Raw genomic sequence first — 12,616 nt, forward strand, 5'->3', positions numbered from 1 at the left:
ATGGGGACGCCGGCGCACACGACAGGGGACCAGGACCCGGAGGAGCCGGACGGGGTCCTCCGGCGCCTGCTCACCGTGCTCGCCTCCGCCGCGCTGGAACCCTCGCTCGCCGGGGTCCTGCTCTTCGACCTCCCGCCCGAGCACCTGCCCGCCGTCTCCCGGACGTTCGCCCGCCTGCTCGGCCGCGCCACCGACGCCGGCCGCCCCGCGCCCCGGACCGTGCTGGACTCCGCCACCGTGGACGAGGACCTGTGGATACGCCCCCGAGTGCGCCGGGGTCCCGAAGGCATCGGGTTCACCTTCGGCCCCGGGCCCCTCGCCGAGCCGGACGCCGGGCCCCGCCTGGTCGTCGTCCCCGACCTCGCCCGGCTCAGCGTCCCCGGCCGGCGCGCCGCCGTCCAGCTGCTCGGCGCGGACACCGCTGCCCTGGAGCACTCCGGCATCCGGCACCACTGGCGGCCCCGCGCACGGTGGCTGGCCTGCTGCCGGTCCGAGGACGCCGCACTCCTCTCCCCGCACCTCCTGGACCGCTTCGCCCTGCGCCTCGCCGCCCCCGGCCTGCGCCCGCACCCCGGACCCGACCCGCTCGGCCCGCTCCCCGCCGGCTGGGCGACGGCCCTCGCCCCGCAGACCCCCCGGCCCCGCGCCACGCTCACCGGCGAAGCGGCCTCCGCCGTGCTGGACCTCCTGGACGAGCAGGAGGGCGGCGGCAACCGGCGCGCCCTCGCCCTGGCCCGCATCGCCCGCGCCCTGTCCCGGCTGGACGGCCCGGCGGACGCGGCGGGCACCCCGGAGCACGGTCTCCCCGTCACCCCCGCCCACGTCGACCGTGCCGCGCGCCTCATCCGGCTCCGCACCCCGCACCGCCCGGAAGCGCGGCCGGAGCACGCCCCGGACCGGGAGCCGCCCGAGCCGCCGGGGGCGGGGCGGCCGTTGCCGTGGCCGGAGGTCCCGCGCGGTGCGGAGCAGGAGGCCGAAGCGGGGGTCCCTGTGCACGGGCCGGAATCCGCGCAGCCGCTCGGCCCGGCGGCGACCCCCGGGGAACCGGCACCGCCCGACAACCTCCCGTACCCGGAGGACGCGGCCGGTCCGGGGCACCACGAGGCCACGCTGCGCGTGCCGGTCCGGCGTGGCGCGGGGGCGCGGGCCTCCCGGGGGCCCGTCATCGGGGTGCGGCGCGCCCGTGACCTGTGGGACCTGGCCCCGGTCCGCACCGCGATGGAGGCCGCGAAACACCGGGCCGTCCGGGGCGGTAGGGGAGGCCGGCTGGTGATCGCCCCGCCGGACCTGCGCGGCTATGTCCGGGCCCCGGAGCCCGTACGGATGCTCACCGTCGTCCTCGACCACACGTGCCGGGGCGGCTGGGACTGGTACCCGGCCCTCGAACCGTTCCTGCGCTGGGCGTACGTCACCCGGGCCGCCGTCCATGTGGTCGAGGTCGGCGGCGGGGGCGAGCCGGACGAGCTCCGGGCCCGCGCGTTCACCGCCCGCTCCACCCGGGACCCCCGCATCGCCGCCGCGCTGGCCAGGCACCCCGGCCGGGCCACCCCGCTCGCCCACGGACTCGACCTCGCCGGGCAGGCGCTGCGGCGGGCGTTCCGGCACCACGGCGCCGGACCGGTCGAAGCGCTCCTGGTCGTCGCCACCGACGGCCGGGGCAACGTCCCGCTCGCCGTGAGCCGCAGCGGCCGGCCGGGGCCCGGCCCGGTGTGCCGTACGGGCGTGGACGACGCCGTGGCCGTCGCGGCACACATCCGCGCCCTCGGCCGCAGCCGCCTCCGCAGCGTCGTCGTGGACCCCGGCCGGCCCCCGTACACCCGCCTCCCGGCCGCCCTCGCCGAGGCCCTGGGCGGCGGGGTCGTCGCGCGCGCCGACGAGCAGGACGCCCCCGGCGCCCCGGACCGGGAGGCGCGCCATGGCTGACGGCCGGCTCCGGCTGATCCGGAGCATGGTCGCCTCCGCCGCACAGGCGCTGCCCGGCCAGCGCCCGCCGGGCCCGGGGGACGCGCGCACCGCGGAGCCACGCGGTCTGGGCGCCGCACCCGTGGACGCCGCCCGCCCGCCGGACACGGCGTACGCCCGCATCCGGGTCGGACGCCACCACACCGGGGCCGGCGACCCCGACGCGTTCGGGATCGAGGCGTGGTGCGCGGGCGTGGACCACCTCCCGTACACCACGGGACCCGGCCAACTGCGGCCCGGGGACATCGGATTCGGCCATGCGCGCCGGGGCGGCACCCCGCCCTCCGAGCTCTTCCGGTCCATCCGGCGCTGGTCGAGGTACCAGGACCGGCTGACCGGCTGGATCAACCGGTGCCGGCGGGTGCACGGCGAAGCCCTCCAGATCGTCGTCCTGGACCAGACCGGCTTCGAACTGCCGTGGGAGGCCCTGGACCTGCCCCCGGAGCCGGGCGCCGGGCTGCGCGGCGGGCCGCTCGGCGCGCTCGTGGACGTGGCGCGCTGGCTGGACGACTTCCCGGACCGGGCGGTCGCCCCCGACGGCCGGGTCCTGAGCTTCTTCCACGCCGACATGACCCACGACCAGCAGTTCTTCGACCCGTACGAACACCGGCCGCACTTCGGCATCGAGAGCTTCCTGAACAACCTGGACGATCTCGCCGAGCAGCGCACCGGCCTTGTCTACATGGGTTGCCACGGCACCTTCGGCCAGGAACTCGGCAAGGTCACCCTGGCCGGCGGCACCTGGGCCGACTACCACGACCTCGACATGCGCCTCCTGGGCCGCGACGAGGCCCTGGTCTGCCTCAACGCCTGCCACTCCGGACGCTTCCTCGACTACGGCGGCGACGGCAGACAGTATCTGCGCGGGTTCACCCAGATCTTCCTGCGCAACGGCGCCGGCGGCTGCATCGTCTCGGCGGGCGCGGTCGGCGACCCCGAGGCCCGGGTGATGATCCGCCGCATCGTCGACACCGTGACCGAGGACTCCGGCCGGCCCGTCGCCGGTGCGCTCCGGGCCTTCCGCGCGGAGGTCCACGACAGCTTCCTCGCGGGCGGCGGAGTCCCGATGATGGTCACGGACGACGGCACCTTCGACGCGGACCGGCAGCGGAACGTGCTGCGCCTGCTGTACAGCCTGATGTTTCAGTACTACGGGCATCCGCTCAGCACCCTGCGCCTCACCGCACGCCCGCACGGCTCACCCGTACCGGCCGGGGCGGGTGGGCGGCCATGACCCGTGACGCACGCCCGCTGCTGATCGAACCCGTCGTGGGCTGGCTCCCCGAGGTGGAGCCGGGCCTCGTCCAGTGCGTCAGCGTCGACCTGCGCGGCCCGCTCGACGCCCGGGGCGACACGGACGGCGACGCCTGGCCGTACGACGAGGAGGAGCTGACGTTCAGCGTCGCCCTGGAAGGCGCGCCGCACTTCGTCTGCGAGGCGATCGAGGACCCCGGCCTCGTCCTGCACCGCTTCGGCGGTACGTACGGTCCCGCGACGTTCCTCGTCACCGCGGGCCCGGCGGCCGGCCCAGGGGTGCTGCGGCTGACCATCTTCAACCAGTGGGGCGCCTCGGTCCGCAAGGCCGAACTGCCCTGTGCCATCACGGAGTCGGCCGCGCCCGGCGCGGTGGTACGGGGCACGGTCGCGACGCGCCCGAACGCGTGGGCCCCGCCCGGGCCCCCGCAGCCCGACGCGGGCATCACCATCGGTGCCACCGGATACGACCGGGCCTGGGCGGTGTGGATCGGGCACCGGCTGGAGCGGCGCGGGGTACCGGTGAGCCACCGCGAGTGGGACCCGGCACCCGAAGTGCCGCTGGAGGAGGCCCTTGAGGATCTCGCCGCCCGCGCATCGGGCCGCGTCCTCCTGCTGCTCAGCGGCTCGTTCTTCCGGCAGGGCTCTCGCGGCCACGACGACTGGGACCGGGTCCTGCGCGCCGTCGTCGCCCGCGACCCGGACCGCTTCGCCGCGGTGACCCTCACGGCCTCCGCGCAGCCCGGCGCCGCCACGGCCCTCAACGCGGCGGACCTCACCCATGTCGGCGCGGACACCGCGGAGTCACGGCTGCTCAAGCGGCTGGGACTGCCCACCGGCCCCCACGCGTCCACGGAACCGGCCGGCCCCCGCTTCCCGCCGGACCCGCCCGCCGTATGGGGCGGCGTCCCCCGCCGCAACAGCCGCTTCACCGGCCGCGACGAAACGCTGGCGGCCGTGCACGACCTCCTGCGCGCCACCGGGACCCGGCCCGGCCGTGTCGTCCTGCACGGCATGCCCGGCATCGGCAAGACCCAGCTCGCGCTGGAGTACGTGTACCGCTTCGGGTCCGACTACGACGTGGTGTGGTGGGTGCCCGCCGAGCGGCGCGCCGCCTTCCGGCAGCAACTCGCCGACCTCGCCCCGGAGCTGGGGCTCTCCACCGGGGCCGAGTACGGCGAACGCCTGCGCGCCGTCCGGGACGCGCTGCGGCGCGGCGAACCCCACCCGCGGTGGCTGCTCGTCCTGGACGGCGCGGACGACCCCGAGCAGATCCAGGACCTCGTACCCACCGGACCCGGCCATGTCCTGATCACCTCCCGCAACCCCGAGTGGACCGAGCACGGCTGCGCGGCCCTCGACGTCCCCCCGTACACGCTTCAGGAGTCCGTCGCCTTCGTCCGCCGCCGGGCCCCCCGCCTCACCCGGGAGGAGGCCGCCCGGCTGGCCGGGGCCCTGGACGGGCTCCCGCTCCTGCTCGACCAGGCGGCGGGCTGGCTGAGCGAATCCGCGATGCGGGTCGAGGAGTACATCGCACTGCTCGAAGAAGGCGCCGAACAGGACGTCCTCAGGGTGTCGGCCGACTTCCCGGTCGCCTTCCGGACCGCCTGGTCGCTCCTGCTGAACCGGCTCCGCGAGACCGCCCCGGAAGCCGTCGAACTGCTGGACCTCTGCTGCTTCTTCGCACCCGGCGCCATCCCCGTACCGCTGCTCGGATCCGTACCGCCGGAGGTGCTGCCCGAAAGGCTCGCCCGGCTGATGAACGATCCGGAGCTGTGGAACGGCGCACTGCGCCGGCTGCGCCGGTTCTCCGTCATCCGGGTGGAGTCCCGGGGGACCGAGGAGTCCGTCCACCTGCACCGCATGGTCCACCAGATCATCCGCAAGGACCTGCCCGAGCGGGAGCGTCGGGCGCTCGCCGAGGGGGCCGCCCGGGCGCTCGCCGCCGCCGACCCGGGCGACCCCTCGGACCCGCGCCACTGGCCCGCGTACGCCGCACTCACCACCCACCTCGAATGGGCGGAGGTCCTGGACAGCACGGACCCGCGGGTCCACCAGCTGGTCCTCAACTGCCTGCGCTACATGTACCTCTCCGGCGAGTACGGCAGCGGCATCCGGTTCGCCGCCCCGGCGATGCGGTCCTGGGAGAGCGCTCTCGGCGCCGCCGACCCGCGGATCTGGGCGCTGCGCCACCATTACGCCAATCTGCTGCGGGCCCTCGGCGACTACCGCAGCAGCGAGCGCGTCGAGCGCGCCACCGCGGACTCCCTGGCCGCCGAGCGCGGCGAACTGGACCTGGACCATCTGCGGGCCGCCGGCGGGCTCGCCGCCGATCTGCGCGGGCTCGGCCGCTACCAGGAGGCGGTGGAGCTGTCCGCGTCGATCCTGGAACGCGACCGCCGGCTCCTCGGCGCCGAGGACCCGCGCACCCTCAACGCGCAGAACAACCTGGCCGTCTCGCTGCGGCTCGTCGGCCGGTACGGGGACGCGCTCGCCCTGGACGAACACTGCCTGGAACTCCGCCGGGCGGTGCTCTCGCCGGACGCGCCGCCCGCGCTGTACTCGGAGCTCAACCTCGCCATGGACCTGCGGCTCCTCGGCCGGTACCGGGAGGCGGAACACGCGCTGCGGGAAACGGTCGACCACCATCTGCGGGTGCTCGGGGGCAACGCCCCGCAGACCCTGCGCGGCCGCTACCACCTGGCGCTGTGCCGGTACGAGACCAGAGGCGCCCCGGCCGTGCTGGAGGACCTGAACCGCATCAGGGCGGACGCCCTGCGCACCCTGGGCGAGTACGCCCCGCTCACCCTCATGATCAGCACCGGCACCGCGTCCGTGCGGCGGGAGGCGGGCGAACCCCGCGAAGCCCTGGACCTCCACGAACAGGTGGTGGCCGGCTACCGCAGCATGCTGGGCGACGAGCACCCGTACACCATCGGCACCCGGGGCAACCTGGGGCTGATGCGCTGGACGGCCGGCGACCGGGACCGGGGGGCCGAGGGCATCGAGCGGGCCGACGTCCGGATGGCCCGGGCCGTCGGCGACGGGCACCCCTGGGCGATCGGCTGGGCGCTGAACGTGGCGCTGGTGCGGCCCGCGGACCGGCGGCTGCCGGGGCGTACGAACAGCGCCCGGGCCGACGAGGCGCTGGGCCCCCGCCACCCGCTCGCCATGGCCTGCCGTCAGGTGGTCACCGCCGGCCCGGCGGACCCGCTTCCCCGGTTCTGGCCCTTCGAACCACTCGTCACCTGAGCCGGCACGGCCGAGGGGCCCGCCTCGCGAACGGATCGCGGGACGGGCCCCTCGGGCGTACGGGCTGCCGGTCAGGCTTCGAAGACCTCGTTGACCAGCTGGGTCTGCTCCGCCTGGTGGCGCTTGGCCGAGCCGACCGCCGGGGACGAGCCGCGCGGCCGCGAGATGCGGCGCAGGCGCTCGCCGTGCGGCACGTCCGCGCCGACGGCCAGGTCCAGGTGGTCGATCAGGTTCAGCGCGATGAACGGCCAGGCACCCTGGTTGGCCGGCTCCTCCTGGGCCCACAGGTACTTCGCCGCGTTCGGGTACTTGGCGATCTCGGCCTGGAGCTCGGCACCCGGCAGCGGGTACAGGCGCTCCAGCCGGATGATCGCGGTTTCCGTGTCGCCACGCTTCTGACGTTCCGCCTCAAGGTCGTAGTACACCTTGCCGGCGCAGAAGACGACCTTGCGGACGGCGCTCGGCTCGACCGTGTCGTCGCCGATGACCGGGCGGAAGCCGCCGGAGGTGAACTCCTCCACCTTCGACGCCGCCGCCTTGAGACGGAGCATCGACTTCGGGGTGAAGACGATCAGCGGCTTGTGGTGCGGGTTGTGCACCTGCCACCGCAGGAGGTGGAAGTAGTTCGACGGCAGGGTCGGCATCGCGACCGTCATGTTGTCCTGCGCGCACATCTGGAGGAAGCGCTCCGGGCGGGCGGACGAGTGGTCCGGGCCCTGGCCCTCGTAACCGTGCGGCAGCAGCAGCGTGACGCCGGAGGTCTGGCCCCACTTCTGCTCGGCCGAGGAGATGAACTCGTCCACGACGGTCTGCGCGCCGTTGACGAAGTCACCGAACTGGGCCTCCCAGATGACCAGCGACTCCGGGCGGGCCAGCGAGTAGCCGTACTCGAAGCCCATCGCCGCGTACTCGCTGAGGAGCGAGTCGTAGACGTTGTAACGGGCCTGGTCGTCCGTCAGGTAGAGGAGCGGGGTGTAGTCCTCGCCCGTGACCTGGTCCACCAGCACCGCGTGGCGCTGGCCGAAGGTGCCGCGGCGGCTGTCCTGGCCGGCGAGCCGGACCGGGGTGCCCTCCATCAGCAGCGAACCGATGGCCAGGGTCTCGCCCATGCCCCAGTCGATCGTGCCGTTCTCCACCGAGGCGGCACGGCGCTGCATCTGCGGCATCAGCCGCGGGTGCACGGTGATCGACTCGGGGATGTTGACCTGCGACTCGGCGATCCGCTTGACGACCTCGGCGGAGACCGCGGTGCTCACGGCGACCGGGAAGTGCGCCTGCGGGTCGGAGACATGCGGCTGCGCGGGCTGCGAGGTGGCCTCGCGGACCTCGGCGAACACCTTCTCCAGCTGGCCCTGGAAGTCCTGGAGCGCCTGCTCCGCCTCTTCCAGGGTGATGTCGCCGCGACCGATCAGGGACTCGGTGTAGAGCTTGCGCACCGAGCGCTTCTTGTCGATCAGGGTGTACATCTGCGGGTTGGTGAACTCCGGGTTGTCGCCCTCGTTGTGACCGCGGCGGCGGTAGCAGATGAGGTCGATCACGACGTCCTTGTTGAACGCCTGGCGGAACTCGAAGGCCAGCCGGGCGACCCGGACGACGGCCTCGGGGTCGTCGCCGTTGACGTGGATGATCGGCGCCTCGATCATGCGCGCCACGTCGGTGGCGTACATCGAGGAGCGCGAGGACTCCGGGGCGGCGGTGAAGCCGACCTGGTTGTTGATCACCACGTGCACGGTGCCGCCGGTGCGGTAGCCGCGCAGCTGCGACATGTTGAGCGTCTCGGCGACGACGCCCTGGCCCGCGAAGGCCGCGTCGCCGTGCAGGGCGACGGGCAGGACGGTGAAGTCCGTGCCGCCCTTGTTGATGATGTCCTGCTTGGCGCGGGCGATGCCCTCCAGGACCGGGTCGACCGCCTCCAGGTGCGAGGGGTTGGCGGCCAGCGAGACCTTGATCTGCTCGCCGTCCAGGCCGGTGAAGGTGCCCTCGGCGCCCAGGTGGTACTTCACGTCGCCGGAGCCGTGCATCGAGCGCGGGTCGAGGTTGCCCTCGAACTCGCGGAAGATCTGGGCGTACGACTTGCCCACGATGTTCGCCAGGACGTTCAGCCGGCCGCGGTGGGCCATGCCGATGACGACCTCGTCCAGGCGGGCCTCGGCGGCGGAGTCGATGACCGCGTCGAGCAGCGGGATGACGGACTCGCCGCCCTCCAGCGAGAACCGCTTCTGACCGACGTACTTGGTCTGGAGGAACGTCTCGAACGCCTCGGCGGCGTTCAGCCGGCGCAGGATGCGCAGCTGCTCCTCGCGCTCCGGCTTGGGGCGCGGACGCTCCACCCGGTCCTGGAGCCACTTGCGCTGCTTCGGGTCCTGGATGTGCATGAACTCGATGCCGGTGGTGCGGCAGTACGACTCACGCAGCACGCCGAGGATGTCGCGGAGCTTCATCATCGACTTGCCGGCGAACCCGCCGACCGCGAAGTCCCGCTCCAGGTCCCACAGGGTGAGGCCGTGCTCGGTGATGTCGAGGTCGGGGTGCTTGCGCTGGTGGTACTCCAGCGGGTCGGTGTCGGCCATGACATGGCCTCGGACCCGGTAGGAGTGGATCAGCTCGAAGACCCGCGCGGCCTTGGTGACGTCGTCGTCGTGCGAGGCGTCGATGTCCTTGAGCCAGCGGACCGGCTCGTAGGGGATGCGCAGCGCCTTGAAGATCTCGTCGTAGAACTCGTTCTCGCCGAGCAGCAGCTGGGAGAGGATGCGCAGGAACTCGCCGGACGCGGCACCCTGGATGACCCGGTGGTCGTAGGTCGAGGTCAGGGTCATGACCTTGGAGATGCCCAGCTTGTTCAGGGTGTCCTGCGAGGTGCCCTGGAACTCCGCCGGGTAGTCCATCGCGCCGACGCCCATGATGAGGCCCTGCCCGGGCATCAGGCGGGGCACCGAGTGGACGGTGCCGATGCCGCCGGGGTTGGTCAGCGAGGCGGTGACGCCGGTGAAGTCGTCCATGCCGAGCTTGCCGTTGCGGGCGCGCCGGACGATGTCCTCGTACGCCTGCCAGAACTCGAAGAAGTTGAGCGTCTCGGCCTTCTTGATGGCCGCGACGACCAGCTGGCGGTCGCCGTTCGGCTTCACCAGGTCGATGGCGAGGCCGAGGTTGACGTGCTCCGGCTTGACCAGGGTCGGCTTGCCGTCCTTCTCCGCGAAGGAGTAGTTCATGGCCGGCATGGTCTTGAGCGCCTGCACCATCGCGTACCCGATGAGGTGCGTGAAGGAGATCTTCCCGCCCCGGGCGCGCTTGAGGTGGTTGTTGATGACGATGCGGTTGTCGAAGAGCAGCTTCACCGGGACGGCGCGCACGGACGTGGCCGTGGGCAGCTCCAGCGAGGCGTTCATGTTCTTCGCGACCGCGGCGGACGGGCCGCGCAGCGTCACGTACTCGGGACCGGCCGGCGCCTCGGTGTCCGCGGCGGCCCTGGCCTTCGCGGCGGGGGCCTTGGCGGCCGGAGCCGGGGCGGCCTTCGCCGGAGCCTTGGGGGCGGCGGGCGCGGCCGGGGCCGCCTGGGCCGGTGCGGCGGGCGCCGCCGGGGCCTGGGCGGCGGGCTGTGCCGGGGCCGCCGGTGCGGTGGTGGGGGCGGCCGGGGCCGCGGGCGCAGCAGCCCCCGCGGCTGCGGCGCCGGTCTTGTCCGCCGTGCCGGTCTTGCCCGGCTTGTAGTCGGCGAAGAAGTCCCACCAGGCACGATCGACCGAATTGGGGTCCTGGAGGTACTGCTGGTAGATCTCGTCGACGAGCCACTCATTGGCGCCGAACGCCGCGGCCGGGTTGGTGCCCGGGCCGGCCTGGTCGGTCGAGATGCTCGAGTTACTGGGGGACTGAGACGACACGGCGGTGACCGCCCTCTTCCGCTTCGCAAGGTGATGGACAGCGGGAATCAAGGCTACGCCTCCGCGGCCGTTCCTTGCAGGCCGGGGAGGTCTTCGTCGTGCAAGTCACATCGGAAGCCGGGTTTCGGCACTGGAAATGGCGGGAAACAAGCATGGTTCCGCTTCACTCCGGGTACGCGAGGCCGCCGCGGCGGCCCCCTGGACCGTACCCCTTGAGAAGAACACGCAGAACGTGCCCTTCCGGTTCGAACCCTATGTCAACCTCGCTGTTGAGGAATCCCTGGAAGGGTGACGCGGATGCGGCAGCCGCGTGCAGATTCGGCCACGCCGATCCGGCCGCCGTGGAGATCCACCGCCCAGCGGGCGATGGCCAGGCCGAGCCCCGTACCGCCGTCGCTGCCCGGGCCGTGCGGGGATGCCACATCGCCCCGGTTGAACCGCTCGAAGACCCGGTGGCGCTCGGACTCGGGAATGCCCGGGCCCTCGTCCACCACCTCCAGAATCAGCGACTCGGCCTGCGGGCCGCGCCGGGCCAGCACCGTGACCCGGCCGTGCGGCGGGCTGTGCTTGACGGCGTTGTCGATGAGATTGGCCACCACCTGGTGCAGCCGCTCCGCGTCCGCGTGCGCGGTCAGCTCCGGCGGCGACACGTCCAGGTGCAGATGGACGTCCGTACGGGAGTGGTTGCCGGACCCGGAGGAGAGCCGGCGGTGCGCGGCGGCGAGGTTCGCCTCCTTCAGCACCCCGGACAGATAGGGCCACACCTCGAAGCGGTTGGCCTTCAGCGTGACGACGCCGTTGTCCAGCCGGGACAGGTCGAGCAGCGTCTCCACGAGACGGCCCAGGCGCTCCGTCTGTTTCAGCGCGGTCCGCATCGTCTCCGGATCGGCCGACGACACCCCGTCCACGACGTTCTCCAGGACGGCTCTCAGCGCCGCGATGGGCGTGCGCAGCTCGTGCGAGACATTCGCCACCAGCTCCTTGCGGTGCCGGTCCACGGCCGCCAGGTCGTCGGCCATCAGATTGATGGTCTGCGCCAGGTCGCCGAGTTCGTCGCGCCGGCCCGCGCCGTTGACCCGCCGCGTGTAGTCGCCGTGCGAGATCGACCGGGCCACCGCGCGCATCTCGTCCAGCGGCGCGGTCAGGCCGTGCGCCACGAACTGGGTGATCAGCAGGGTCGCGATGACCGAGAACACGGTGATGAACCGCAGCTCGGTCCGCGTACGGAAGGCCACCATGATCAGCCCGGTGGTGATGAACACCGAGACCACCACCAGGGTGCCCAGCTTGGCCTTGATCGAGAACGGCCGCAGCCCCGGTCCGGGCGAGGTCATGGCGCGGGGGTCTCCAGCGCGTAACCGACGCCGTGCACGGTACGGATGCGCTCCGCGCCGATCTTCCGGCGCAGCGCCTTGATGTGGCTGTCGACCGTCCGGGTGCCCGAGGCGTCCGCCCAGTCCCACACCTCGGCGAGCAGCTGCTCCCGGGAGAGCACCGCGCGCGGGGTGTTGGCCAGGCAGACCAGCAGGTCGAACTCGGTCGGGGTCAGATGCACGTCGTCGGCGCGGACCCGGACCCGGCGCTGCGCGTGGTCGATCTCCAGCTCGCCGAGGCGGAGTATGCCGCTGCGCGGCGTCACCGCGGCCAGCGCGGCCCGCTCCACCCGGCGCAGCAGCACATGCACCCGGGCGGCCAGCTCGCGCATCGAGAACGGCTTGGTCATGTAGTCGTCGGCGCCGACCCCGAGCCCGACGAGCATGTCCGTCTCGTCGTCGCGCGCGGTCAGCATCAGCACCGGCACCGGCCGCTGGGCCTGGACCCGGCGGCAGACCTCCAGGCCGTCGAAGCCGGGCAGCATGATGTCGAGCACCATCAGGTCCGGCTGCCATGCCTCGGCCGCGTCCACGGCGGCCGGGCCGTCCAGCGCGGTCTGCACGAGAAAGCCCTCCGCCCGCAGCCGGGCGGCAATGGCATCGACGATCGTGGCGTCGTCCTCGACCACCAGCACCCGGCGCTGCGCGCCCGGGGTGGCCGCGACGCCGGTGTGGGTGGTGTGTGTCTGTTCCATCGCCCCGCCCCTGCCCGTTCTCACGGAGGCCATTCCCCCGGACGTACGGTTTTCGTTCGTGAATTTCGTGGGTGATCCCGCTACCGGTCAGCAGCGTAGAGGCAGCGGAGGCTTTCCGGCTACGCAGGGTGCAAGGCCGGACCGCCCCGCGCGGCCCCCGGACAGGGCGGAGTGTCGCGCTTGTGGGCCTTGGCCCCGGGGCGTT

6 protein-coding genes are annotated in these 12,616 nt (G+C 73.3%); 3 read left to right on the plus strand and 3 right to left on the minus strand.

The features are described from left to right. The 3 genes from OG338_RS21155 to fxsT are packed head-to-tail and all read left to right on the plus strand — an operon-like array spanning position 1 to position 6,468. Entirely contained in the window at positions 1-1,923 is a 1,923-nt protein-coding gene (locus tag OG338_RS21155; RefSeq protein ID WP_405938811.1) for a hypothetical protein, read from the plus strand. Beyond that, the gene (locus OG338_RS21160) at positions 1,916-3,196 is read left to right on the plus strand and encodes a CHAT domain-containing protein (RefSeq protein ID WP_405938812.1); all 1,281 of its coding nucleotides are present in this window, start codon (positions 1,916-1,918) and stop codon (positions 3,194-3,196) included. Before OG338_RS21155 ends, OG338_RS21160 begins: the two co-directional genes overlap by 8 nt. Next, positions 3,193-6,468, plus strand: coding sequence for an FxSxx-COOH system tetratricopeptide repeat protein (fxsT, locus tag OG338_RS21165; protein WP_405938813.1), 3,276 nt, complete (start codon positions 3,193-3,195; stop codon positions 6,466-6,468). Before OG338_RS21160 ends, fxsT begins: the two co-directional genes overlap by 4 nt. A gap of 71 nt (positions 6,469-6,539) precedes the next feature. Here fxsT and OG338_RS21170 read toward each other — a convergent pair whose 3' ends face one another. The 3 genes from OG338_RS21170 to OG338_RS21180 form a co-directional block, all read right to left on the minus strand. Next, the gene (locus OG338_RS21170) at positions 6,540-10,343 is read right to left on the minus strand and encodes a multifunctional oxoglutarate decarboxylase/oxoglutarate dehydrogenase thiamine pyrophosphate-binding subunit/dihydrolipoyllysine-residue succinyltransferase subunit (protein ID WP_405938814.1); all 3,804 of its coding nucleotides are present in this window, start codon (positions 10,341-10,343) and stop codon (positions 6,540-6,542) included. Positions 10,344-10,600: 257 nt separating this feature from the next. Beyond that, positions 10,601-11,677 carry an ATP-binding protein gene (locus OG338_RS21175; RefSeq protein WP_405938815.1) on the minus strand — a complete coding sequence of 359 codons (1,077 nt, stop codon included), beginning with the start codon at positions 11,675-11,677 and terminating at the stop codon, positions 10,601-10,603. Then, positions 11,674-12,411, minus strand: a complete 738-nt coding sequence (locus OG338_RS21180; protein WP_148020697.1) for a response regulator transcription factor — start codon at positions 12,409-12,411, stop codon at positions 11,674-11,676. The genes OG338_RS21175 and OG338_RS21180 overlap by 4 nt, the downstream gene beginning before the upstream one ends. Between the last annotated feature and the right edge of the window lie 205 nt (positions 12,412-12,616).

The sequence above is a fragment of the Streptomyces sp. NBC_00726 genome (assembly GCF_045161735.1).
In the GTDB taxonomy this organism is placed as follows: Bacteria; Actinomycetota; Actinomycetes; order Streptomycetales; family Streptomycetaceae; genus Streptomyces.

What these genes read in the sequence shown, in the direction of transcription:
- OG338_RS21160 (WP_405938812.1), top strand. Translation starts at nt 1,916, where the DNA reads ATGGCTGACGGCCGGCTCCGGCTGATCCGGAGCATGGTCGCCTCCGCC.
- fxsT (WP_405938813.1), top strand. Translation starts at nt 3,193, where the DNA reads ATGACCCGTGACGCACGCCCGCTGCTGATCGAACCCGTCGTGGGCTGG.
- OG338_RS21155 (WP_405938811.1), top strand. Translation starts at nt 1, where the DNA reads ATGGGGACGCCGGCGCACACGACAGGGGACCAGGACCCGGAGGAGCCG.
- OG338_RS21175 (WP_405938815.1), bottom strand. Translation starts at nt 11,677, where the DNA reads ATGACCTCGCCCGGACCGGGGCTGCGGCCGTTCTCGATCAAGGCCAAG.
- OG338_RS21180 (WP_148020697.1), bottom strand. Translation starts at nt 12,411, where the DNA reads ATGGAACAGACACACACCACCCACACCGGCGTCGCGGCCACCCCGGGC.